Annotated in this window: 19 protein-coding genes; 3 read left to right on the top strand and 16 right to left on the bottom strand. The window is 66.9% G+C overall.

The features are described from left to right. Positions 1 to 35: 35 nt before the first annotated feature. The 4 genes from ACPTTF_RS15880 to aceK all read right to left on the bottom strand — a co-directional run bounded on the left by ACPTTF_RS15880 (position 36) and on the right by aceK (position 3951). Entirely contained in the window at positions 36 to 473 is a 438-nt protein-coding gene (locus ACPTTF_RS15880) for a YchJ family protein (protein ID WP_423371692.1), read from the bottom strand. Positions 474 to 512: 39 nt separating this feature from the next. Then, a complete protein-coding gene (locus tag ACPTTF_RS15875; protein ID WP_423371691.1) occupies positions 513 to 1190 on the bottom strand; it encodes an SDR family oxidoreductase in 678 nt (225 codons plus the stop codon). Between the two features lie 119 nt (positions 1191 to 1309). Next, complete coding sequence (gene can, locus ACPTTF_RS15870; protein WP_423371690.1) at positions 1310 to 2077, bottom strand: carbonate dehydratase; 768 nt, start codon at positions 2075 to 2077, stop codon at positions 1310 to 1312. Positions 2078 to 2133: 56 nt separating this feature from the next. Beyond that, complete coding sequence (gene aceK, locus ACPTTF_RS15865; RefSeq protein ID WP_423371689.1) at positions 2134 to 3951, bottom strand: bifunctional isocitrate dehydrogenase kinase/phosphatase; 1818 nt, start codon at positions 3949 to 3951, stop codon at positions 2134 to 2136. 304 nt (positions 3952 to 4255) lie between these two features. On the opposite strand from aceK, the gene ACPTTF_RS15860 reads away from it, so the two are divergent. Next, entirely contained in the window at positions 4256 to 5335 is a 1080-nt protein-coding gene (locus ACPTTF_RS15860; RefSeq protein WP_423371688.1) for an MBL fold metallo-hydrolase, read from the top strand. 16 nt (positions 5336 to 5351) lie between these two features. Here ACPTTF_RS15860 and ACPTTF_RS15855 read toward each other — a convergent pair whose 3' ends face one another. Then, positions 5352 to 6998, bottom strand: a complete 1647-nt coding sequence (locus ACPTTF_RS15855; RefSeq protein WP_423371687.1) for an ABC-F family ATP-binding cassette domain-containing protein — start codon at positions 6996 to 6998, stop codon at positions 5352 to 5354. 299 nt (positions 6999 to 7297) lie between these two features. Further along, complete coding sequence (locus tag ACPTTF_RS15850; protein ID WP_423371686.1) at positions 7298 to 8686, bottom strand: tetratricopeptide repeat protein; 1389 nt, start codon at positions 8684 to 8686, stop codon at positions 7298 to 7300. 305 nt (positions 8687 to 8991) lie between these two features. Here ACPTTF_RS15850 and ACPTTF_RS15845 point away from each other — a divergent pair, with 305 nt between their 5' ends. Continuing rightward, positions 8992 to 9261 (top strand): hypothetical protein, encoded by a 270-nt coding sequence (locus ACPTTF_RS15845; RefSeq protein WP_423371685.1) that lies wholly within the window; start codon positions 8992 to 8994, stop codon positions 9259 to 9261. Positions 9262 to 9433: 172 nt separating this feature from the next. Here ACPTTF_RS15845 and ACPTTF_RS15840 read toward each other — a convergent pair whose 3' ends face one another. The 6 genes from ACPTTF_RS15840 to argS all read right to left on the bottom strand — a co-directional run bounded on the left by ACPTTF_RS15840 (position 9434) and on the right by argS (position 16228). Then, on the bottom strand, positions 9434 to 9646 hold the full coding sequence (locus tag ACPTTF_RS15840) for a hypothetical protein (protein ID WP_423391167.1): 213 nt from the start codon (positions 9644 to 9646) through the stop codon (positions 9434 to 9436). A gap of 48 nt (positions 9647 to 9694) precedes the next feature. Then, complete coding sequence (locus ACPTTF_RS15835) at positions 9695 to 11290, bottom strand: ABC transporter substrate-binding protein (RefSeq protein WP_423371683.1); 1596 nt, start codon at positions 11288 to 11290, stop codon at positions 9695 to 9697. 632 nt (positions 11291 to 11922) lie between these two features. Further along, on the bottom strand, positions 11923 to 12696 hold the full coding sequence (locus ACPTTF_RS15830; RefSeq protein WP_423371682.1) for an SDR family oxidoreductase: 774 nt from the start codon (positions 12694 to 12696) through the stop codon (positions 11923 to 11925). 19 nt (positions 12697 to 12715) lie between these two features. Further along, complete coding sequence (locus ACPTTF_RS15825) at positions 12716 to 13354, bottom strand: thiol:disulfide interchange protein DsbA/DsbL (protein WP_011353364.1); 639 nt, start codon at positions 13352 to 13354, stop codon at positions 12716 to 12718. Between the two features lie 69 nt (positions 13355 to 13423). Beyond that, positions 13424 to 14329 (bottom strand): SPOR domain-containing protein, encoded by a 906-nt coding sequence (locus tag ACPTTF_RS15820; RefSeq protein ID WP_423371681.1) that lies wholly within the window; start codon positions 14327 to 14329, stop codon positions 13424 to 13426. A 117-nt stretch (positions 14330 to 14446) separates the two neighbouring features. Continuing rightward, positions 14447 to 16228 (bottom strand): arginine--tRNA ligase, encoded by a 1782-nt coding sequence (argS, locus tag ACPTTF_RS15815; protein WP_166965217.1) that lies wholly within the window; start codon positions 16226 to 16228, stop codon positions 14447 to 14449. Positions 16229 to 16428: 200 nt separating this feature from the next. On the opposite strand from argS, the gene ACPTTF_RS15810 reads away from it, so the two are divergent. Then, positions 16429 to 16752, top strand: coding sequence for a DUF1840 domain-containing protein (locus ACPTTF_RS15810; protein WP_011353361.1), 324 nt, complete (start codon positions 16429 to 16431; stop codon positions 16750 to 16752). A gap of 111 nt (positions 16753 to 16863) precedes the next feature. Here ACPTTF_RS15810 and metH read toward each other — a convergent pair whose 3' ends face one another. The 4 genes from metH to ACPTTF_RS15790 all read right to left on the bottom strand — a co-directional run bounded on the left by metH (position 16864) and on the right by ACPTTF_RS15790 (position 22713). Continuing rightward, the gene (gene metH, locus ACPTTF_RS15805) at positions 16864 to 19581 is read right to left on the bottom strand and encodes a methionine synthase (RefSeq protein WP_423371680.1); all 2718 of its coding nucleotides are present in this window, start codon (positions 19579 to 19581) and stop codon (positions 16864 to 16866) included. A 42-nt stretch (positions 19582 to 19623) separates the two neighbouring features. Next, a complete protein-coding gene (locus ACPTTF_RS15800; RefSeq protein WP_423371679.1) occupies positions 19624 to 20691 on the bottom strand; it encodes a homocysteine S-methyltransferase family protein in 1068 nt (355 codons plus the stop codon). Between the two features lie 202 nt (positions 20692 to 20893). Beyond that, positions 20894 to 21151, bottom strand: coding sequence for a BTH_I0359 family protein (locus ACPTTF_RS15795; RefSeq protein ID WP_006477667.1), 258 nt, complete (start codon positions 21149 to 21151; stop codon positions 20894 to 20896). A 254-nt stretch (positions 21152 to 21405) separates the two neighbouring features. After that, complete coding sequence (locus ACPTTF_RS15790; RefSeq protein ID WP_423371678.1) at positions 21406 to 22713, bottom strand: DUF3108 domain-containing protein; 1308 nt, start codon at positions 22711 to 22713, stop codon at positions 21406 to 21408. Positions 22714 to 22793 lie beyond the last annotated feature (80 nt).

Below are 22793 nucleotides of genomic sequence, written 5' to 3'. Positions count from 1 at the left end.
GGGAATTACCCGGCGTCTGACACAGCAACTATTTGTCAACGTTCACTTACTTCGCCGTCGACGTAGCGCCAGAATCCGTGCTCGTCGCGCTCGAAACGGCTCGTCTCGTGGAGCCGGTAAGCGCGTCCGCCAACCTTGTAGCGGGCCACGAATTCGACCTCCGCGTGCCGTTCGTCGAGCGGCGCATGGCGCTTGACCGCGAGGCCGAGCCAGCGCGGCGCGTCGGGCGCTTCGGGGTCGGTGTCGAGATCGGGCGGGCAGGTGCGCGCGGCCCACGTCGCGCGCAGGTAGTCGGTCGCGCCGAGCACGTACGCGCTGTACCGCGAGCGCATCAACTCGAGTGCGCTCGGCGCGGCTTCGCCGCCGTCGATGAAGCGGCCGCAGCAGGCCGCGTAGCGGGGCGCCGGCGCTTTGCCGGCGGGTGCGGGGGACGCGCCGCCGCACGGGCACGCGTCAGGTCGGTTCAAAATCATGCGAAACGGGAATTAACGACGATCGGTTGTCGGTTCGGCTCACCAGCTCAGCTCGATGCCGTCGTACTGGAAGAAACGGCCGTTTGCCTGCGACACGTCCGAGCCGGATTCGGCGATCACGCGGCGCATGCCGGTCACGCTGGTTTCCGGATCGATCGCGGCCTGCGCGCCGCCCATGTCGGTGCGCACCCAGCCGGGATGGAGCGAGATGCACGCGGCGTGGCGCGTCTGCAGCGACGCGATGCGCAGCGCGTCGTTCAGCGCGGCCTTGCTCGCGCGGTACAGCCAGCCGGTCGTGCCGGTCGCCTCGGCGATGCTGCCCATCCGGCTCGACACGACGGCCAGCACGCCGCGCGCGTCCTCGACGAGCGGCAGCAGGATCGGCAGCAACTGCATCGGCCCGCGCACGTTCGTATGCATCACCGCGTCGAAATCCTCGGCGGTGATCGTCTCGACACCTTCGGTGCGCGGCCCGTACACGCCGGACACCAGCACGGCTGCGTCGAGCCGCTCGCCGTCGAGCTTCCAGCCGAGCGCCGCGATCTGCTCGGGCTGCGCGATGTCGAGCGCATGCGCGGTCGCGCCGAGCGCGCGCAGCGCGTCGAGCGATGCTTCGTCGCGCGCGGTCGCGATGACGTTCCAGCCGTCGCGCCGGTATTGCCGGACGAATTCGCGGCCGAGGCCGCGCGATGCGCCGACGATCAATACGGTTTTCATGTGCGCCGCTCCTTTGCGTTGCGCCGCCGTTGTGGCGGCGTCAGATCAACCCGATGCCGATGCCGATGCCGATTGCAGTTGCACCGCCGCCGTTGTCGCGGTGGCGGCGCGATGACGCGTTACTGCGCGTCGTCGCACGGCTTCAGCGTGGCGGCGACCGCCTGCGCGACGCCTTCGAGCCGCGCGGCGTCTGCCGCGATCATGTCGTTGTCGGGGGCATGCTGGCCGCGCGCGGTGAGCGCGGCCACGCAGCGCTTGTAGGTTTCGTCGAGCGTTTCGAAGTTCGACACGGCCATCCCGAGGTTGCGCATCCGGCCGTCGTGCACGCCGTACACGAGCCCGTGCACGGTGAGCGACTGGCCGCGTGCCCACGCATCGTTGACGATCGTCGTGCGACACACGTTGACGACCTGCTCGATCGAATTCAGTTCGATCAGGCGGCGATAGCGCGCTTCGCCCACCGGCCATTCGTCGAGCAGCGCCGCGTGGCGCTCGCGCACGTCCTGCACGTGATGCAGCCAGTTGTCCGCGAGGCCGACACGCCGGTTGTGCAGCGCCGCATTCACGCCCGAGCAGCCGTAGTGGCCGACGACCATGATGTGCTTCACGCGCAGGATGTCGACCGCGAACTGGATCACCGACAGGCAGTTCAGGTCGCTGTGCACGACGACGTTCGCGATGTTGCGGTGGACGAACACTTCGCCCGGCGGCAGGCCGATGATCTGGTTCGCGGGCACGCGCGAATCCGAGCAACCGATCCACAGGTATTCGGGCGCCTGCTGGTCGGCCAGGCGCGTGAAGAACTCGGGATCGTCTTCGAGCTTGCGTTTGACCCACGCGTCGTTGTTGTCGAACAGATGTGAAAGCGGGTTGTCTTGGGTGTTCATCGGTGTGGATTCCGTGTGCGGAAATCAGGTCGATATCGGATTCGGTGTATCCGGCGTCAGGCGGCGCGCTGCGCGTCGCCTTCGCCGTCGTTCTGGTCCGCCGCGCCGAAGCGCGCGGGGTAACGCACGCTGAAGCGCAGCGCTGCGTCGTAGGGATAAAAATCGGGCAATTCGCCCTGCAGCAGCTTGTCCTTGCTCGCCTGCCACAGCGCGGGATCGAAAAAGTCCGCGTGATGCTTCATGAAGACGTCGCGCACGCGCGGGTCGCCGAGCAGGAACGGCCCGTAGGTCTCCGGAAAGATGTCGTGCGGGCCGACGGTATACCACGGTTCGCCGGACAGCTCGTCTTCCTCGTTGCGCGGTGGCGGCACGCGGCGCACGTTGCAGTCGGTCAGGTACTCGATCTCGTCGTAGTCGTAGAACACGACGCGGCCGTGGCGCGTGACGCCGAAGTTCTTGTACAGCATGTCGCCGGGGAAGATGTTCGCCTTCATCAGCTCCTTCACCGCGTTGCCGTACTCCTTCACGCCGTGCTCGATGTCGGAATCGGTGCCGTTCTGCAGGTACAGGTTGAGCGGCGTCATCCGGCGCTCGATGTACAGGTGCTCGATCACGAGATTGCCGTCCTCGTATTCGAGCAGCGACGGCACTTCCTTCTCCAGCTCGCGCACGAGCGCGTGGTCGAGCCGCGCGATCGGCAGCGCGACGCTCGAATACTCGAGCGTATCGGCCATCCGCCCGAGGCGGTCGTGGCGCTTCACGAGCTGGTACTTCTCCATGATCTGCGCGCGCGTCGTTTCCTTCGGCGGCGGGAAGTGATCCTTGATGATCTTGAACACGTACGGGAACGACGGCAGCGTGAACACGAGCATCACGAGGCCCTTGATCCCGGGCGCGATGATGAAGCGGTCGCTCGAATGCGACAGATGGTGCAGCAGGTCGCGATAGAACAGGTTCTTGCCCTGCTTCTGCAGGCCGACCGACGTGTAGATCTCCGCCTTCGGCTTGCCCGGCATGATCGTGCACAGGAAGTCGACGTACGCGGACGGCACGCCCATGTCGACGAGGAAATACGAATGCGAGAAGCCGAAGATGATCATCAGCTGGTCGCGGCGCAGCAGCACGGTGTCGAGCGAGAGCACGCCCGGCCGCACATGGCGGATCGGCACCGCGAACGGCAGCACGCGTTCGGCATTGATGATGCGGCCGACGATGTACGCGCTCTTGTTGCGGAAGAACAGCGACGACAGCACGTGGATCTGGAAATTCGGCGCTTCGTCGAAGTGGCCGAATTCGTCGTGGATCGCCTGCATCACGCATGCGATGTCGCGCGGGAGATCGTCGAACACCGGCTCGAGCTGGAAGTTCGTGACGATGCGCTCGAGCGTGGCCGCGAGCCCGTCGGTGCCCGGATAGTACGCGCGGTAGGTCGGCTTCGCGGCCGGCTCGTCGTTCTCCAGATACTCGGTCGAGATCGCCGGGCGCACGAAGATGAAATCGTTGCTGAAGTACGAGCGGTGCAGGATCTTGCAGCACACCGAATTGAAGAAGGTCTCCGCGCACTCGGGCTGGCGGTGCGACGTGAGCAGGCCGATGTAGTGCAGCTTGATCTGCTGCCACACTTCGTCGTCGATGTTTTCCGCGTCGTATTCGTCTTCCAGCACCTCGACGCATTCCTTCACGCGATCGTCGTACGACGTGATCCGCTCGCGCGCGAGCCGCTGCAGCCCATGCCAGTCGCCGTGCTCATACAGCGTCTTCGCTTCGACGGCTGCCTCGCGGAAGATCCGGTAGTGGCGGTCGAAGTTCTCGAGCATCGTCTGCGCGACGTCGAAACCGATCTGCGAAGACAGCAGTTTGGGGAAGTGATTCATCGCGTGCAGGCTCGTTCGGGAGGGGCTGTAAGCACTCGCCATTTTAGCGCCCAAGCGGGCGGTTCAAGGACTTTGCGGCGATGCGCGGCCAGCCGGCAGGAGGCGGGTTATGCGCCGTTGGATGCCGTTCGGTGCATCTTCGCGTAAAGATACGGGTACGGAACCGATTCTGACACGAACTTTTTTTGACGGGTCGGCCGCCGCCGGGCACGCGTTGGGCGCGACGGCGATAGAATCGACGCAACGCCCGCCACGGCCCGCCGCCGGCGCGCATTGGCACAGATAACGACGAGACACCCCACCGATGAACGCACTGGAACACCAACTCGACTACCCCTTCGCCGACACGCTGCCCGCCGCGGGCGATACGTTCGAGGTCGCGCCCGGCGTGCGCTGGCTGCGCATGCCGCTGCCGTTCTCGCTCGATCACATCAACCTCTGGCTGCTGCGCGACGAGATCGACGGGCAGGCCGGCTGGACGATCGTCGATTGCGGGATCGCGTCGGATGCGATCCGCACGCACTGGGAGCAGATCTTCGATACGCATCTCGACGGCCTGCCCGTGCTGCGGGTGCTCGTCACGCACTGCCACCCCGATCACTTCGGCCTCGCGAACTGGCTGTGCGAAGGCGGCGACAAGGGCCGCTGGAACGTGCGGCTGTGGATGACGCTCGGCGAGTACATGTTCGGCTGCCTGATGGCGGCCGGCAACGGCTCGAACGCGGGCGGCGCGGCGGCAGCCGATCATTTCGCGCGCCACGGGCTGACCGATCCGGCTGCGCTCGACAAGCTGCGCAACCGCCGCAACTACTACTCGGATCTCGTGCCGGCCGTGCCGCCGCGCTACCGGCGCCTGCGTGAAGGCGATGCGGTGACGATCGGCGCGCGCACGTGGCGCGTCGTGACCGGCTTCGGCCATTCGCCTGAACATTGCGCGCTCCACAGCGAAGCGGACGGCGTGCTGATCTCCGGCGACATGGTGCTGCCGCGCATCTCGACGAACGTGTCCGTGTTCGACCTCGAGCCGGAAGCGAACCCGCTTGCGCTGTACCTGCAGTCGCTCGGCCGTTACGAGACGATGGCGCCCGATACGCTGGTGCTGCCGTCGCACGGCAAGCCGTTCCGCGGCGTGCGCACGCGCATCGCGCAACTGCGCGAACACCACGACGCGCGCCTGGCCGAAGTGCGCGTCGAGTGCGCGGAAAAGCCGATGAGCGCGGCCGACATCGTGCCGATCATGTTCCGCCGCCGCGAGCTCGACATCCACCAGATGACGTTCGCGCTCGGCGAGGCGCTCGCGCACCTGAACCTGCTGTGGCTCGCGGGCGAGCTCGTGCGCGAGCAGGGCGACGACGGCGTGCTGCGGTTCCGCACCGCCGGCTGACACCGCTTCGTTCTCCTCACGCGACGGGGTCGTAGCGCCACCCGTCGCGATGCCATTGCATCGTGTGCGTCGGGTCGAGCGCCGCGAGAAACGCGGTGTCGTGCGACGCGACCACGATCGCACCAGGGAAGCCGGCCAGTGCGGCCTCGATCGCACGCACCGATTCGAGATCGAGGTGGTTGGTCGGCTCGTCGAGCAGCAGCAGTTGCGCGGGCGTGCCGCGCCACAACGCGCAGGCGAGCGCGGCCTTCAGCCGTTCGCCGCCGCTCAACTGCCGTGCAGGCTGCGTCGCGCGCGCCGCGTCGAGCTGCAGCAGTGCGAGCCGGCTGCGCAGGTCGCCTTCGGCGAGCGGTGTATCGAGCAGCCCCAGTTGCTCGACGATCGAGCGCTCCGGATCGAGCAGCGCAAGCCGCTGGTCGAGATACGCGGCGCTTACGTGCGTCGTGCAGGTGCCCGAGCGCGGCGCGAGCTCGCCCGCGAGTAACCGCAGCAGCGTCGATTTCCCGCAACCGTTGGGGCCCGTCAGCGCGATGCGCACGGGGCCGCTCGCCGACCACGTGATCGCATCGGCTGCGCCGGCGACGCACCACGGCAGTTGCGCGCGTTCGAGCGTGAACAACTGGCGGCGTGCGCTGACCTCGGTGCCCGGCAGCGACACCAGCACGGGCGCATCGGTTTCGACGCGCGCGGCCGCCTGCTGCACGCGTTCGTCGAGCGTCGCCTTGAAGTCGCTCTGGTGGCGCCGGACCTGCCCCATGATGTTGCGCGCCGCGCCCTTGCGGCTTTGTTTCGCCCCCGACGACAGGTTGGCCGTCTTCGCGTCGCGCAGCGACGCAGCCGCATGGCGCTGGATCGTGTCGTGTTCCTGTTCGAGCCTGCGCCTCGCGCGTCCGCGTTCCGCGCGCGCGTTGTCGAGCGCCGCTTGCGCGGCATCCTGATCCGCGTCGCGCTGCGCGCGGTAGAGCGCGTAGTTGCCACCGTACGAGCGCACGCCTTGTGGCGTCAGCTCGACGATGCGTTGCACGCCGGCGAGCAGCGCACGATCGTGGCTCACGATGACGACACCGCCGCGCCAGCCGTCGAGCGCCGCGCGCAGCCATGCGCGGCCCGGCGCATCGAGATGGTTGGTCGGTTCGTCGAGCACCAGCAGGCCGGCACCGGACAGCAACGCGCCGATCAGCGCGACGCGCGCGAGCTGGCCGCCGCTCAGTGCGTGCGCGGGCGTGTCGGGCCGCACGTCGTGCAGGCCGGCTGCGTCGAGCGTCGTGCGCAGCCGTTCCGCGAGATCCCAGCGATCGCCGATCAGGTCGAAGTCGTGCGGTTCCGCGCGGCCTTCCCCGAGACGCGCGAGCGCGCCGAGCGGCGCATCGAGCGCGGCGACCTGCGAGACGGTTCGCGGGTTTGCCGCCGCGTTGTCGTCGTCATGCTGCTGCGCGACGTAGACGACGGGCGTGTGCTGCTCGATCGTCCCCGCGCTCGGCGCACAGCGGCCAGCGATCAGTTGCGCGAGCTGGCTCTTGCCGATGCCGTTGCGGCCGACGATGCCGGTCGGCGTGCGGTCGATGGAGAGGTCGAGCGAATCGAACAGCGTGAAGCCGTCGTCGAAGCGGAAGGAAACGTGATGGAGCGCGACGAGCGCGCCGGTGGGCGTGGCTGCAGCCATAAGCACCTCCAAAAATGCGTGAAGACCTTCGCGCGCGGCGTGCGTGGCACGGCGGCGAAAACATTTCGGGAAGGCTTAGTTGTTCACTTTGGCTGGCGTCCGGTATGAGCAATGAGCGCGCAGTGTAGCAAGCGCGGCGAGCGGGCCGCAAGCGGCGGCCCGACGCACCGTCGCTCGCGCGCCACGCGCGAGGGTCGCACGACTGCACGGTGACGTGCCATGAAGTACTGCGGTAGGGATGGGCTCGTGCGATGACCGCTCACGCTCGTGCGCGTGATGGTGGCCCGGGTCGGGCGGCGTCAGCGTGCGACGCGAGGCGCTCCCGTGGCCCGCCGCGCGAGCAGCGCATGGAACGCCTGCCGGATGCGCTCGACGGCGGCCGTCTTGTACGGGAAGCATTCGTTGTTGCCGTGTACCAGCATGCTTGCATTGACCTCGAACACGACGACCGCGCCGTCACGGTCGAGCCCGCAGTCGATGCCGAAGTAATCCAGCCCGATCGCGTCGCGGATCGCCTGCAAGCCGTTGCGTTGCGCGGCGCCGAACACTTGCCACGGATCGTCGAGGAACGCGCGCTCCTCGTCCTGCATCCACGCGTGGCGCGCCATGTCGGTCGTCGCGTGATGGACCTTCCACTGGCTGTCGATCGCGAGGTGATACGGCAGGATCTCGCCGTCGACATAGACGAAACGGTACTTGCGGAAATGGCCGTCCGCGGACCGGTAGTCGACGTACGGCGTCAGATAGAAATGTTCCGTATCGAACCGGTCGACGAACGACAGCAGTTGCGCCCCGTGTTCCATCCGTTCGAAATCGTCACCTCCGTGCGTGCCGGCCGGTCTCGCAAGCAGCGGAAACGGCAGCAGCGACGGCGACGTGCCAGCCAGCATTGCGCGCAGGCCTGCTTTCCGGTGAAGCGACGTCTGCGGCACGCGGCAGCCCGGCATTTGCGCCAGTTGCCGCGCCACCGCATCGCGGCTCGTCTGTGCGATCACGGCCGGCGTATTCACGACGGGGCGGCCGACACCCGTGACGAGCGCCTGCGCCGGCGCGAGCAGTGCGTGCCCGCGATCGACGTCGGACACCAGGTTGACGACCACGTCCGCATGGAGGCGCAGCCGGTCGATGTCATACGCCATGTCGGGCAACAGCGTGATGATGTTGCTTTCGAAGCGCGCCCGTTCGATCAGGAATTCGAACGGTGTATTGCCGGCACCGGGCGCGAACACGAACAGCGCGCGGAAGTCCGCCGGCGCGACGGTGGCCCGGATCGTGACCAACGGTTTCAGTTTCAATGCGCGGCGGAAGCTCGCGTCGGCTTCGCGAGCGAGCCCCAGCGCCTGCTCGAGATTCGCGACGGTATGCGCGATCGCGGGGTCGTCGGGAGCGTGTTCGAGCGCGCGCCGGAAATGCGCGAGCCCGCGTTGGTGGCGGCCCGCGCAGGTCTCGGCGAGACCGAGCTGGCGACTGACGGCGACGTGGTCGCCGGGGCGTTCCAGCAGCGGCGTCAGCCAGCCGATGGCTTCGTCGAAGCGGTCCTGCCGGATCAGCACCTGCGCGAGTCCGAAGCGTGCGTCCCAGGAGTCGGGCTCGAGCGCGAGCGCGTTGCGGTAGTGACGATTGGCCAGGTCGAGGTGGCCCGCCTGTCGGCAAGAGGAGGCAAGTGAAAGCGCGTGATCGACGGACATGGCGGCGGCGCGCCGCACGCGGCCGGATGACGCGACGCTTGCGGTGCTGTTGGACGAGCGCCCGAACGATAACAGCGCGCCGATCCGTTCCGATCCTCCCCTCAATCCGGAAATTTACCGGCGATTACGACGTGCCATCAACGTAATGCGTCGTAACGCGACACGGCCTGATGGCGTCGTTTCCGCCTCTAATCGACCGATTGAACGAGGTGGACGTGCGGCACGCTGTGGCGACGCTGGCACGCAACGCAACGCAACGCAACGCATCGCAGCTGGCGTCCGTTCATTCAACCCGAAGGAAAGCCATGTCCATTTCCAGCATCTCGACCGGCGCCGTCACGTCCACGGCCATTCAGGGCAACACCGCCCAGCGTACCGGCAACAGCACGCCTACGTCGTCCACGGAGAGGACGAAGCACGTGCACGGCCATCACCATGCGGCCGGGAGTGCGTCGTCGAACTCGACCGACGGCACGACGTCGTCGACTGGGAGCACGGCCGCCTCGAACGGCACGCCGTCGACGTATTCGCTCGCCGGCGCTGCGCTCGGTGGCTTGATCGACACCTCCGCATAACGCGATTCCTGCGCCGCGGCGAGCCTTGCGCCGTGCCGAGGCCGTGCGGCGTGCAGAGTGCGGCGTGCAGAGTGCGGCGTGCGGCGTGCAGCGTGCAGCGTGCAGAGTGCGGAGTGCGCGGCGCGCAAGAAGATCGACATCGGTGGCGTGATGCGCGTTCGCGGCGTACGCGTTACCGCACGGTGACCGTCACGAAGTCGATGGCCGACGTCACCGCGTTGCAGCCGGACAGCGGCGACAGGTCGCGGTCCGGATTGTCGTAGCCGCCGGCCCGGCCCATGGACGGCATGTCGTGCCGGCCGTGCTTCGCCTGCCAGGTCGACTCGCCCGGTGCGATCACCTTGGTCTCGGCCTTTTGGACGAAGATAAAAAAGGCCCGGCGCATGAAGCGCCGGGCCCGATTGCCGCATGAAGCGATAACGATCGCGCCGGCTTACTGCACGGCAACCGTCGTGAAGTTCTGCCGTCCGAACGGGCTCACGTGATAGCCGCTCACGCTCGTGCGCGTGAGCGCGGCCGCGGTCGGGTAGCCGAGCGGAATCCACAGCGCCTGGTCGTGGATGATCTTCTGCGCGGCTTCGTACAGCTTCGCGCGCTTGGCCTGGTCGGCGGTCGACTTGCCGTCGGCGATCAGCTTGTCGAGCTGCGCGTCGCAGAAGCGCGCGAAGTTGATGCCCGATTTCACCGCGTTGCAGCTGAACAGCGGCGACAGGTAGTTGTCCGGATCGCCGTTGTCGCCGGCCCAGCCCATGAACAGCATGTCATGCTGGCCGAGCTTCGCCTGCTTGATCAGCTCGCCCCATTCGATCACCTTGACCTCGGCCTTCACGCCGATCTTCGCGAGGTCGGCCTGCAGCAGTTCTGCGCCGACCTTCGGATTCGGGTTCAGCACGCTGCCGGTCGGGCGCGTCCAGATCGTCGTCGAGAAGCCGTTCGGGAAGCCGGCCTGCGCGAGCAGCTGCTTCGCCTTCGCGGGATCGTACGCATACGGCGCGACGTCCTTCGCGTAGCTCCACGTGTTCGGCGGATACGGGTTGTTCGCGGCCGTCGCGGTGTTGTCGAACACGACTTTCAGGTAGGTCGCGCGGTCGAACGCGAGGTTCAGCGCCTCGCGCACCTTGTCGTTGTCGAGCGGCTTCTTCTGCGTGTTCAGCGCGACGAACGCGGTCATGAACGCGGGCGTCTGCACGACCTTCAGCGCGCTGTCGCCCTTTGCGGCGAGCACGTCCTGCGGCTTCGGCGACAGCGCGATCTGGCATTCGCCGGCCTTCACTTTCTGCAGGCGCACGGACGCGTCGGGCGTGATCGCATAGATCAGCCGGTCGACCTTCGGCTTCGTGCCCCAGTACGTCGGGTTCACGTCGTAGCGGATCAGCGCGTCCTTCGTATAGCTCTTCAGCACGAACGGGCCGGTGCCGACCGGCTTCGCGTTCAGGTCGGCCTGCTTGCCGGCCTTTAGCAACTGGTCCGCGTATTCGGCCGAGTAGATCGACGCGAAGCCCATCGTCAGGATCGACACGAACGTCGCGTTCGGCTCGTTCAGCACGAACTTCACGGTGTTGTCGTCGACCTTCGTGACCGACTTCACGAGCTTCACGAGGCCCATCGACTGCGCGTGCGGGAAGCCGCTCGCGCCGGCCACCTTGTGCCACGGGTTCGAGTCGTCGAGCATCCGCGAGAACGTGAACACGACGTCGTCCGCATTCAGCGTGTGGCCCGGCTTGAAATAGTCGGTGGTCTGGAACGCGACGTTCGGGCGCAGGTGGAACGTGTACGTGAGGCCGTCGGCGCTTGCGTCCCATTTGTCGGCAAGCGCGGGCACGACCTTCTTCGCGGCTTCGTCGTACGACACGAGCGTGTTGAAGATCACGTCGGCCGATGCGTTGGTCGTGACGAGCGAGTTGTACTGCACGACGTCGAAACCGTCCGGGCTCGATTCCGTGCAGACGGTGAGCGGCTTGGCGGTGGCGAGGCCGGGGACGGCGAGGGCGGCGGCGAGCGCGGCCGCGGCGAACAGCTTGACCTGCATAGGATCTCCCACGTGGCTTGTGTTTTTTGCTGGGTGACGGGATGCGGGCGCGGCCCGGAAGCGGACAGGGCCGGCGCGGCTGGCGAATAGCATACCGTCAAAGCGCGCGACGCGTGAAAAAAGGCGCCTGAACGCGGCGAATTGACCGAAAAACGGCTGCGTTCGCGACGGAACGGGTGTTGGGGCGGCGAGCGAGGCGATGGAGGCGGAGGGTGGAGGCGCGCTGGCGCCGGGGACGCAGGGCAGTGGCGCGGAGGGGACGGCGCGGCAGCAGTGCGGGCGTGCCGCGAATCGACGCGTCGAAGCCGCCAGGTGGTGATGTGGTGATGTGGTGATGTGGTGATGTGGTGATGCTGAGAGTCTGAGAGTCTGAGAGTCTGAGAGTCTGAGAGTCTGAGAGTCTGAGAGTCTGAGAGTCTGAGAGTCTGAGAGTCTGAGAGGCGGAGAGGCGGAGAGGCGGAGAGGCGGAGAGGCGGAGAGGCGGAGAGGCGGAGAGGCGGAGAGGCGGAGAAGCGGAGAAGCGGAGAAGCGGAGAAGCGGAGAAGCGGAGAAGCGGAGAAGCGGAGAAGCGGAGAAGCGGAGAAGCGGAGAGGCAGCCCGCGATGCTTCGCGCGGGCTGCCTCGTCGGCCGATCAGTGCGCGCCGGCCTTCGGCTTGCGCGGTGCCTTCTCGAACAGGCGGTCGTAGAGCCAGCGCGGCAGCACGTGCAGCACCTTCGCGACGACGCCCATCTGCCACGGAATCACGCGGAACGCGTGCTGCCGTGCGATCGCCTGGGCCGCACGCGCCGCGAAGCGGTCGGCGTCCATCAGGAACGGCATCCGGTACGGGTTGTGCGCGGTCATCGGCGTGCGGATGTAGCCGGGCGCGATCGTCACGACGCCGACACCGGCCGGCCGCAGCTCGACCCGCAGCGATTCGAGATACTTGATCGCGGCCGATTTCGACGCGCTGTACGCGCCTGAGCCGGGCAGGCCGCGCACGCCGGCGACGCTCGCGACACCGACCAGCGTGCCGTGGCGCGTGGCCGTCATCGGGCCGACGAACGGCTCGAACGTCGCGACCATCCCGTAGTAGTTGATGTCCATCACGTCGCGGAACGTCGCAAGATCGCCCTGGCCCGTGACGGCGCCCTGGCTGATGCCTGCGTTCGCGATCACGACGTCGGGGCAGCCGTGCGTCGCGATGAACGATGCGGCGGCCGTCGCGAGCGCTTCGGCATCGCGCACGTCGGCGGAGTAGACGGAGATGGACAGCTTCGGGAAGCGTCGCGCGAACGCATCGAGGGCATCGGTGCGTCGCGCGACGAGTGCGAGCGTGGCGCCCTGGCGGGCGTATTCCTCGGCCATCGCGAGGCCGAGGCCGCTCGATGCGCCGGTGATGAAGACCTTCAGCGGAGTAGTCATGCCGGCGCGCGGGCGGGGATCAGAGCTTCTTGTCCTGAACCTGCTTCACGAGGAAGTCGAGCACCTGGGCCGTGCCCGGGATGCTGTTCGCGTAAGCGGGGCCGGTCTTGTACTTGCCCTGGACGACGACCGTCGGCACGCCGTCGATCGCGTAGTCCTTCAGCAGCTTGGCCGACTGGTTCACTTCGCCCTGCACGCTGAACGAGTTGTACGCGTCCATGAACTGCTTCTTGTCGACGCCCTGCGTGGCCAGGAAGTCGGCCTGCGCCTGCGGCGTCAGCAGGTAGTTCTTCTGCTTGTGGATCGCGTTGAAGATCGCCGGCGTGACCTTCTCGGAGATGCCGAGCGCGGACACCGCGTAGAACAGCTTCGAGTGCGGGACGAAATCGTCACGGAATGCGACCGGGACGCGCTTGAAGTCGATGTTGTTGCCCTGCTTCTTCACCCAGGCCTCGATCGTCGGCTCGAATTCGTAGCAGTGCGGGCAGCCGTACCAGAAGAACTCGATCACCTCGACCTTGCCAGCCGGCGCGGACACCGGCTGCGGCGACTTCATCACCTCGAAGTCCTTGCCGGCGACCGGCGCGGCGGGCGAAGCCTGCGCGAGGCCGGCGGCCAGGCCCAGGGACAGAAGGAGCGTGCTAAGCAGTTTTTTCATGTTGTGAACGTCGAATCAGTTGCTCGGGTTACGGAACGTAACGGGTTCTGAGTGGGCTCGGCTGGTTGCCTACTGCTTCGTGAAGCGGATCACCGCCGTGTCGACACCTGCATCGGACAGGCGCTGGCGGGCCGAGTTCATATCCTCGAACTTCGAGAACGGGCCGACGCGCACGCGGAAGTACGTCACGCCGCTGACATCGCGCTTCGACACCTTCGACTCGAAGCCCTGGAAGCCGAGGCGCGCGCGCTGCTGCTCGGCGTCGCCTTCGGTCTTGTACGCGCCCACCTGCAGGAAGTAGCCGGTATTTGCGTCGTTCGCGGTCGGCGGCTTCGCTGCCGCGGCGGCCGTGGCCGACGAGGTGGGCTTCGGCGTGTTGGCGGCCAGTTGCTGCTGTTGCTGCTTTTGAGCGGCGGCTTGCTGGGCCTGCTTCTGCGCGGCGAAGCGTGCGAGGTCGTCCTCACCGCCTTGCTGCTGTTGCTGCGCTTGCTGCGTCTTCTTCGGCGGCGGCTGGGTGTCGGCCGGCTTCGGCGCGACGGCGACGCCGTTGCCCGACGACGTATTGTTGTTCGACGCAGTCGTGCCGTTTGAGCTGCCGGTGTTGTTCGAGCCGCTCGACCCGTTGGCCGACGGCGGCACTTCGACGATCTGCGGTTCGGGCAGCAGGCCGCCCTGGGTCTGGTTCGCGGCCTGGCCGGGCGCGGTGTTCGGCGGCGCGGGCTGCGCGGCCTGCGGCACCGGCTGGCCGGGCGTCTTGCCTTGCAGCGCGCGGTTCGGATCGAACTGTTGCGGCTGGCTCGCGCCGTTGTCGGCCGGCGGCGGCGCGACCTTCGACACGAACGGCGACGGGGAACGCGTGATGTAGAGCGCCACCACCACGGCGATCGCAAGGCCGACGATCAGGCCCAGCACGATTCCAAGAAATGTTCCTCCGGCTTGTTTCGATTGCTTCGAAGTTCGGCGTGGTTGTGCCATTGCTTGAGTCACCTGCAAAAAGAATCGTGAAAAGGCCGCGACGGGCACCCGACGGCGGGTATCCGACGGCGGGCGCTGCCGCGGCCATTCGCTGCCCGGTTTGGGCCGCTTACGTCGTTACATCTTGGCGGGCGCGGACACGCCGAGCACCGCCAGACCGTTCTCGAGCACCTGCCGGGTCGCGGCGAGCAGCGCGGCGCGCGCATTGCGCGGCGCTTCGTCGTCGACCAGCACGCGCTCCGCATTGTAGAACGAGTGGAATTCACCAGCGAGGTCGCGCAGGTAGAACGCAACCGCGTGCGGCGCCAGCTCGTTCGCCGCGTGCGTGAGCATGTCCGGGTACTCGGCCAGCTTCTGCATCAGCGACGCCGCCTGCGCGCTCGTCAGCTGCGTCAGGTCGGCGCCCGGCAGTTGCGCGGCGTCGACGTTGTAGCGCGACTTCAGTTCGTTGAGCACCGAGCAGATCCGCGCATGCGCGTACTGGACGTAATAGACCGGGTTTTCATCGTTCTGTTTCAGCGCGAGGTCGATGTCGAATACGAACTCGGTATCGGCCTTGCGCGAGATCAGGAAGAACCGCACCGCGTCACGGCCGCGCGTGATGGTCGCTTCGTCGATCAGGTCGGGCGCCGCTTCCTGGCCTGCCGCCGCGCCACCCGACCATTCGATCAGGTCGCGCACCGTCACGTAGCTGCCTGCGCGCTTCGAGATCTTCACTTCCTGGCCGTCGCGCATCACGGTGACCATCTTGTGCAGCACGTAGTCGGGGTAGCCCTTCGGGATCCCGATGTGCAGGCCCTGCAGGCCCGCGCGCACGCGTGCGATCGTGCCGTGGTGGTCCGAACCCTGGATGTTGATCACCTTCGTGAAGCCGCGCTCCCACTTCGTCACGTGGTACGCGACGTCCGGCACGAAGTATGTGTAGGTGCCGTCCGACTTGCGCATCACGCGATCCTTGTCGTCGCCTTCGTCGGTCGTGCGCAGCCACAGCGCGCCGTCCTGCTCGTAGGTCATGCCGGCCTTGACCAGCGCGTCGACCGTCTTCTCGACGCGGCCTTCGCTGTACAGCGACGACTCGAGGTAGTACTGGTCGAATTTCACGCCGAACGCCTGCAGGTCCATGTCCTGCTCGCGACGCAGGTACGTGACCGCGAACTTGCGGATCGCGTCGAGATCCTCGACGTCGCCCGTGCCCTTGACCGGCTCGCCGTCCGACGCGGCGACCGTTTCGCCGTTCAGGAAGTCGCGCGCGATGTCGGCGATGTATTCGCCGTTGTATGCGGCTTCCGGCCAGCCCGCGTCACCCGGCTTCAGGCCGCGTGCGCGCGCCTGCGTCGAGATCGCGAGGTTGCCGATCTGCACGCCCGCGTCGTTGTAGTAGAACTCGCGGTGCACCGCGTAGCCCTGGCTCGCGATCACGTTCGCGAGCACGTCGCCGAGCGCGGCCTGGCGGCCGTGGCCGACGTGCAGCGGGCCGGTCGGGTTGGCCGACACGAATTCGAGCAGCACCTGCTTGCCTTTCTCGCGATCCGACGTGCCGAACGCGCGGCCCTGGTCGAACACGGCGGCGATCACCGCCTGCTTCGCGGCGGCCGACAGGCGCAGGTTGATGAAGCCGGGGCCGGCGATCTCGGCGGCTTCGACGAGGCCTTGCGCGCCCGGCTGGGCGGTGAGGGCGGCGACGATCTGCTCGGCGAGCTGGCGCGGGTTCGTGCCGAGCGGCTTCGCGAGCTGCATCGCGACGTTGCACGCGACGTCGCCGTGCGCGGCGACCTTCGGGCGCTCCAGCGTGATGGCGGGGGCGACGAATGTGGCGTCGGCGCCTTTCAGCGCGTGTGCGACCTGCTTGACGCTATCCGCGAGCAGGGCTTCGAGGGTCTGTTTGTGTGCTGGCAGCATGCTGGTAGAAGGCTTCGTTGGTGGCGGCCGGAAACGCCGGCCCGCCGGCGCGCTTTTTAAGCGCGCGTTTCAGGGATCGCAGAATTTTAACAGGTGCTAATATGCCGCTCAGGCGGCCCGCGTCCGCGAGGCCGGGCGCCGGTCTGCCGGCGTTCCCCAACCGCGCCGCGCAGGCACAACAAGATGAAAAGGGAATTGTCATGATTACGTTCAAGAGCAAGGCGGCACAGGATCTCGACGTGCTGAAGGATTTCGCCGTGTATGTGCTGGGTCTCGTCGGCAAGCAGCTGGGCGAGCGCGGTGTGATTACGCACGACGAGCTGGACCACGCGATCGCCAAGCTGGAAGGCGCCGTTGCACAGGCGAAGCAGGAACGCGCCGAGCATGCCGGCCATTTCCACGAGGACGAAGCCGACCACGCGCACCACGAAGTGCCGCCGAGCCTGGCACAGCGCGTCGCACCGTTCCTCACGATGCTGCGCGAAGCGAAAGCCGGCGAAGCCGACGTGCACTGGGGTTTCTGAGCTTCCTTGCCTGGCAGGTTGAAAGGTTAGTAAGACAAGAAAAAGCCCGCTTTCGAGCGGGCTTTTTCTTTTGTCTGACCAAACGGGCGGCTGGCCGCCCGTTCGCATCGATCAGAGCTGCGGCGCAAGCGCGCGGCGCGCGTCGTCGAGCGACAGCGCCATGCGCTGCGCGTAGTCCTCGAGCTGATCCTGACCGATTTTCCCGACCGAGAAATACGTGCTGTCCGGATGCGCGAGATAGAAACCCGACACGCTCGCGGCCGGCAGCATCGCCAGCGAGTCGGTCACGCTCATGCCGATCTCGTCCGCGTGCAGCACGTCGAACATGTCGCGCTTCACGAGGTGGTCGGGGCAGGCCGGGTAGCCGGGTGCCGGGCGGATGCCTGCGTACTTTTCCGCGATCAGCGCGTCGTTGTCGAGCGTCTCGCCGCTCGCGTAGCCCCACAGCTCGCGGCGCACGCGTGAGTGCATCGCTTCGGCGAATGCTTCCGCGAAGCGGTCGGCGAGCGCCTTCAGCATGATCGCGCTGTAGTCGTCGTGGTCGGCTTCGAACTGCTTTTCCTTCACGTCGACGCCGAGGCCGGCCGTCACCGCGAACATCCCGATGTAGTCGGCGACACCCGATTCCTTCGGCGCGATGAAGTCGGCGAGCGAGCGGTTCGGGCGCATCACGCCGTCGACCACCGGGCGCACGCTCTGCTGGCGCAGGTTGCGCCACGTGAGCAGCACCTCGCTGCGCGACTCGTCGCTGTAGATCTCGATGTCGTCACCGTTGACGGTATTCGCCGGCAGCAGCGAGATCACGCCGCTCGCGGTCAGCCAGCGGCCCTGGATCAGGCGCGCGAGCATCGACTTTGCGTCGGAGAACACGCGGCGCGCCGATTCGCCGACGATCTCGTCGTTCAGGATCGCCGGGTACGGGCCCGCGAGATCCCAGGTCTGGAAGAACGGGCCCCAGTCGATGTAGTTCGCGAGCTCGTTCAGGTCGTAGTTCTTGAACACGCGGCGGCCGATGAACTTCGGCTTCACCGGCTGGTAGCTCGCCCAGTCGACCTTGGTCTTGTTCGCGCGCGCCTCCGCGAGCGTGACCATCGGCTGCTGCTTGCGGTTCGCGTGCTGGTCGCGGATGCGTTCGTAGTCGGACTTCAGCTCGTCGAGGTACTTCGTCGCGCCTTCGTCCGACAGCAGGCTCGACGCGACCGACACCGAGCGCGACGCGTCGGGCACGTAGACCACCGGGCCTTCGTAGTGCGGCGCGATTTTCACGGCCGTGTGCACGCGCGACGTGGTCGCGCCGCCGATCAGCAGCGGGATCTTCTTCACGCGGAAGTAGTCGTCGCGCTGCATTTCCGACGCGACGTACGCCATTTCCTCGAGGCTCGGCGTGATGAGGCCCGACAGCCCGATGATGTCCGCGCCCTCGACCTTCGCCTTCGCGAGGATCTCGTTGCACGGGACCATCACGCCCATGTTGACGACTTCGAAGTTGTTGCACTGGAGCACGACCGACACGATGTTCTTGCCGATGTCGTGTACGTCGCCCTTCACGGTCGCGATGACGATCTTGCCCTTCGCGCGCACGTCGCCGCCCGCTTCCGCGAGCAGGCGCTTTTCTTCCTCGATGAACGGGATCAGGTGCGCGACGGCCTGCTTCATCACGCGCGCCGATTTCACCACCTGCGGCAGGAACATCTTGCCCTGGCCGAACAGGTCGCCGACGATGTTCATCCCGTCCATCAGCGGGCCTTCGATCACGTTGATCGGGCGGCCGCCGGCCGCGGCGATCTTCGCGCGGACTTCCTCGGTATCCTCGACGATGAAGTTCGTGATGCCGTGCACGAGCGCATGCGAAAGCCGCTTCTCGACCGGCTGGTTGCGCCACTCGAGGTTCTCTTCCTTCTTCGCGCCGCCCGCCTTGAACTTGTCGGCGATCTCGAGCAGGCGGTCGGTCGAATCGTCGCGGCGGTTCAGGATCACGTCCTCGACGCGCTCGCGCAGCTCCGCGTCGAGATCGGCATACACGCCGAGCTGGCCCGCGTTGACGATGCCCATGTCCATCCCGGCCTGGATCGCGTGATACAGGAACACGGTGTGGATCGCCTCGCGCACCGGGTCGTTGCCGCGGAACGAGAACGACACGTTCGACACGCCGCCGCTCACCTTCGCGTACGGCAGGTTCTGCTTGATCCAGCGGGTCGCCTCGATGAAGTCGACCGCGTAGTTGTTGTGCTCCTCGATGCCCGTCGCGACCGCGAAGATGTTCGGGTCGAAGATGATGTCTTCCGGCGGGAAGCCGACTTCGTTCACGAGGAAGTCGTACGAGCGCTTGCAGATCTCGGTCTTGCGTTCGTACGTGTCGGCCTGGCCGGTTTCGTCGAACGCCATCACGACGGCGGCCGCGCCGTAGCGGCGGATCAGGTTCGCGTGGTGGCGGAACGCTTCCTCGCCTTCCTTCAGCGAGATCGAGTTCACGATCGCCTTGCCCTGTACGCACTTCAGGCCCGCTTCGATCACGTCCCACTTCGACGAGTCGATCATGATCGGCACGCGCGCGATGTCCGGCTCCGACGCGATCAGGTTCAGGAAGCGCACCATCGCCGCCTTGGAATCGAGCATCGCCTCGTCCATGTTGATGTCGATCACCTGCGCGCCGTTCTCGACCTGCTGGCGCGCGACGGCGAGCGCCTCGTCGAACTGGCCGTTGAGGATCATCCGTGCGAACGCCTTCGAGCCGGTGACGTTGGTGCGCTCACCGACGTTGATGAAGAGCGTCCCGGACGTGACGTTGAACGGCTCGAGGCCGGCAAGGCGCATCATGTGATCGGTCATGGCGGTGCGAATTCTTTGAATGAAGGACGTGGGGCGGTCGGGTCAGGCGTTGTCGCTGTACTGGTTCGGCCAGCGGCGCGGCTTCACGTCGGCGAGCGCCTTCGCGATCTCGGCGATGTGTTCGGGCGTTGTGCCGCAGCAGCCGCCCGCGAGGTTCACGAGCCCGGCCTGCGCGAATTCCTTCAGGAGGCCCGACGTGACGTCCGGCGTCTCGTCGAAGCCCGTCTCGGCCATCGGGTTCGGCAGGCCCGCGTTCGGGTAGCACGATACGTAGGTGTCGCACAGCTTCGCGAGCTCGGCGATGTACGGGCGCATCAGCGCCGCGCCGAGCGCGCAGTTCAGGCCGAACGTGAGCGGCTTCGCGTGGCGCAGCGAATTCCAGAACGCCTCGACGGTCTGCCCCGACAGGATCCGGCCCGATGCATCGGTGACGGTGCCCGAGATCATGATCGGCAGGCGCTCGCCGGTGTCCTCGAACAGTTCGTCGAGCGCGAACAGTGCGGCCTTCGCGTTCAGCGTGTCGAAGATCGTCTCGACGAGGAACAGGTCGACGCCGCCGTCGAGCAGCGCCTTCGCCTGCTGGTAGTACGACGTGCGCAGCTCGTCGAACGTGACGTTGCGCGCGCCCGGATCGTTGACGTCCGGCGAGATGCTGGCCGTCTTCGGCGTCGGCCCGATCGCGCCCGCGACGAAGCGCGGCTTGGCCGGCGTCGCGTATTTGGCGGCCGCTTCGCGCGCGAGCTTCGCCGATTCGACGTTCATCTCCACGACGAGATCTTCCATCCCGTAGTCGGCCTGCGCGACGGTCGTCGCGCCGAACGTGTTGGTCTCGACGATGTCGGCGCCGGCCGCGAAGTACTGGTCGTGGATCTCGCGGATGATCTGCGGCTGCGTGATCGACAGCAGCTCGTTGTTGCCCTTGATGTCGCGCGGGAAATCCTTGAAGCGCTCGCCGCGATACGCGGCTTCGTCGAGCTTGTAGCGCTGGATCATCGTGCCCATCGCGCCGTCGAGGATCAGGATGCGCGATTTCAGCAGCGCAGGCAGAGCGGCGCCGCGCGTGTACGGCGCGTCGAGCGGGACGGAAGCGGCGAGAGGAGTCGCAGACATGGGCGAAAGACCGGCGAAGACGGGAAAGGCGTCATTGTAGCCGGTGCGCATGGGTGCCGCCCGGCCTTGCGCGGCGCCGGCCGGGCCGCCAAATGAAAACCCCCGCGCGGCGAACCGGGCGGGGGCATGATCGGAGTGCTCGCGGCGCCGCGTCGATGCGCGGCGAATCGCCCGGCCGCACGAGGCGCCGGGCAGCGGGCCGTCAGTGCAGCACGACGGGCATCATCATCAGGCTGTCGAATTGTCCGAGGAATTCGTCGACTTCGTCGAGCGATGGTTCGTCCTCGATCAACTGCTTCACGTGCGCGCGGAATCGTTCGGCAAGTTCGCCGTCGATGAAGATTTCGCGCTGCGCGTTCTTGTCGACGATTTCGTATCCGCCGGCATTCATCAGGTGGTGGCCGGCCTGCGGCGCGAATTCGACGACGCAGTAGTTGGGGCTGTTGTAGATCATTTGCATGGCGGCACTCCTCTTCGCAGTGGCATTTGGCCTTGTTGTCCCCTAGGTGGGGCGAGCCTTGCCGGTTTCAAGGGGCTTGCGCTGCACACCCCGGTCCCGTTTGCGTGGGGTGTATCGGTTAGAAGCCGATGTCTATGAAACGTTTCCTATTGTCGACCGGTGGACTGAAATAGTTGTTAAAGAGTGTCATCGGCCATTTCACGGAAATCTGTAGTCGGTCGAAATTGCCGAATCGCGTGCATTCGCTCGCGAGTTCACTGTGTGACAGGCGATGTGACAGGCGAAGACGCGGGTGGTGCAGCCGGTTGGGTAGCCGATTGTGCCGGAGGTTGCACGGTGGCCGGCGGCGCGGGTTGTGCCGGTTCCGCGGCCGGTGCGGCCGATGGTTCGGGTGCGGGTGCAACGGCGGGCGCATGCGTGGCGCCGCCTGCCGGTTCCGTGTCGGACGGCGCGCCCGGCGCCGCGAGCGGACCATGCCACAACAGCTCGATCTGCGCGCCGTTCGGTTCGGTCTGCACGAGCCGCGCGGGCAGCCAGCCGAGCGACGGGGCGAGCCACATGTCGATGCGGCGCGTGTCGCCGTCGCGCCGCGGCAGGCGCATGAAGTGCCGCGCGCTGATGATGCCGGCCTGCGTCTGCACCTGCTCGTCGCCGATCACGGTGATCGGCCAGGTTTCGCCGCTGTTGTTGTCGATCACGAAGAACTGCTGCGTGACGCCCGGCTTGTACGCGGACGGATTGCCGCGCACGAGCCCGGACAGCTGCATCAGCATGCTGAAGCGGTCCTGTATGCCGTCGGGCAACGGTGCGTTGTTCGGCGTACGCGTGAACACGACCTGCCGGATCTCGCGATTGAAGATCGCGATGTCTTCCGGACGCTTGCCGCGCTTCTCGACGTAACGCTCGGGCGCGACGCCGAACGCGTCGATGCGGCCTTCGCTGCGATAGGTGAACGGCCCGACGAACGGCACGGGCATCGACACCGACAGGTCGTAGGTGCGCCCGTCGGTGCGCCAGCGGATCGTGCCGATCATGTTCTGCATGCCGTTGTAGAACGTGTCGTACTGCAGGTCGCCGGAGGGCGGCGCGGTGAACTTCACGCCGTTCGTCGCGGGGCCCGGCGTCGTGGCACCGGCGGCACTGGCGGCGCCAGCGGCCGACGCGGCATGCGCGCCCGAGGCGCCCGGTACGCCACTCGCTGCAGACGCGGCGGCCGGCGGCTCACCGTGTTCGGCCGTTTGCGTCGACGTGAGGACCGGCTCCGGCGTGGCCGCGGGTTTCGGTGCGGCAGCCCTGGGGGCAGCCGGTGCGGGAGCCGCCGGATGCTCGACCGGCTTCGCCGCAGCCGGCGCGGGCTGGCGCTCGATCGGTTGCGGTTTCAGCAGCTCGATTTGCACGGGGATTTCGGCGGGCGCGGGCGGCGTGAACGCGTCGCGGTTGCGCATCAGCCAGAACCCGGCGAGCGCGTGCAGCACCAGCACGACGACGAGCGCAACGCCCACGCGCAGCCAGCGGCGGGGCAAGGCATGACTCGGGCGGATGTCGGCAGGCTGCATGGGCATCGGAACAGGATCGGGGCGCTCGCATGACGTCGGGCGCGCAGCGCACGCCACAGGAATCGGACTGTCGAATGCGCCGCGCG

The organism is Burkholderia crassaminum, from assembly GCF_964265005.1.
In the GTDB taxonomy this organism is placed as follows: domain Bacteria; phylum Pseudomonadota; class Gammaproteobacteria; order Burkholderiales; family Burkholderiaceae; genus Burkholderia.
The sequence above is the reverse complement of the archived record's forward strand: the minus strand, read 5'-3'. Positions and strand labels throughout refer to the sequence as shown.

What these genes read in the sequence shown, in the direction of transcription:
- aceK (WP_423371689.1), bottom strand. Translation starts at nt 3,951, where the DNA reads ATGAATCACTTCCCCAAACTGCTGTCTTCGCAGATCGGTTTCGACGTC.
- ACPTTF_RS15810 (WP_011353361.1), top strand. Translation starts at nt 16,429, where the DNA reads ATGATTACGTTCAAGAGCAAGGCGGCACAGGATCTCGACGTGCTGAAG.
- ACPTTF_RS15830 (WP_423371682.1), bottom strand. Translation starts at nt 12,696, where the DNA reads ATGACTACTCCGCTGAAGGTCTTCATCACCGGCGCATCGAGCGGCCTC.
- argS (WP_166965217.1), bottom strand. Translation starts at nt 16,228, where the DNA reads ATGCTGCCAGCACACAAACAGACCCTCGAAGCCCTGCTCGCGGATAGC.
- ACPTTF_RS15820 (WP_423371681.1), bottom strand. Translation starts at nt 14,329, where the DNA reads ATGGCACAACCACGCCGAACTTCGAAGCAATCGAAACAAGCCGGAGGA.
- ACPTTF_RS15855 (WP_423371687.1), bottom strand. Translation starts at nt 6,998, where the DNA reads ATGGCTGCAGCCACGCCCACCGGCGCGCTCGTCGCGCTCCATCACGTT.
- ACPTTF_RS15840 (WP_423391167.1), bottom strand. Translation starts at nt 9,646, where the DNA reads ATGCGCCGGGCCTTTTTTATCTTCGTCCAAAAGGCCGAGACCAAGGTG.
- ACPTTF_RS15835 (WP_423371683.1), bottom strand. Translation starts at nt 11,290, where the DNA reads ATGCAGGTCAAGCTGTTCGCCGCGGCCGCGCTCGCCGCCGCCCTCGCC.
- ACPTTF_RS15825 (WP_011353364.1), bottom strand. Translation starts at nt 13,354, where the DNA reads ATGAAAAAACTGCTTAGCACGCTCCTTCTGTCCCTGGGCCTGGCCGCC.
- ACPTTF_RS15795 (WP_006477667.1), bottom strand. Translation starts at nt 21,151, where the DNA reads ATGCAAATGATCTACAACAGCCCCAACTACTGCGTCGTCGAATTCGCG.
- ACPTTF_RS15845 (WP_423371685.1), top strand. Translation starts at nt 8,992, where the DNA reads ATGTCCATTTCCAGCATCTCGACCGGCGCCGTCACGTCCACGGCCATT.
- ACPTTF_RS15800 (WP_423371679.1), bottom strand. Translation starts at nt 20,691, where the DNA reads ATGTCTGCGACTCCTCTCGCCGCTTCCGTCCCGCTCGACGCGCCGTAC.
- ACPTTF_RS15880 (WP_423371692.1), bottom strand. Translation starts at nt 473, where the DNA reads ATGATTTTGAACCGACCTGACGCGTGCCCGTGCGGCGGCGCGTCCCCC.
- ACPTTF_RS15860 (WP_423371688.1), top strand. Translation starts at nt 4,256, where the DNA reads ATGAACGCACTGGAACACCAACTCGACTACCCCTTCGCCGACACGCTG.
- metH (WP_423371680.1), bottom strand. Translation starts at nt 19,581, where the DNA reads ATGACCGATCACATGATGCGCCTTGCCGGCCTCGAGCCGTTCAACGTC.
- ACPTTF_RS15850 (WP_423371686.1), bottom strand. Translation starts at nt 8,686, where the DNA reads ATGTCCGTCGATCACGCGCTTTCACTTGCCTCCTCTTGCCGACAGGCG.
- can (WP_423371690.1), bottom strand. Translation starts at nt 2,077, where the DNA reads ATGAACACCCAAGACAACCCGCTTTCACATCTGTTCGACAACAACGAC.
- ACPTTF_RS15790 (WP_423371678.1), bottom strand. Translation starts at nt 22,713, where the DNA reads ATGCCCATGCAGCCTGCCGACATCCGCCCGAGTCATGCCTTGCCCCGC.
- ACPTTF_RS15875 (WP_423371691.1), bottom strand. Translation starts at nt 1,190, where the DNA reads ATGAAAACCGTATTGATCGTCGGCGCATCGCGCGGCCTCGGCCGCGAA.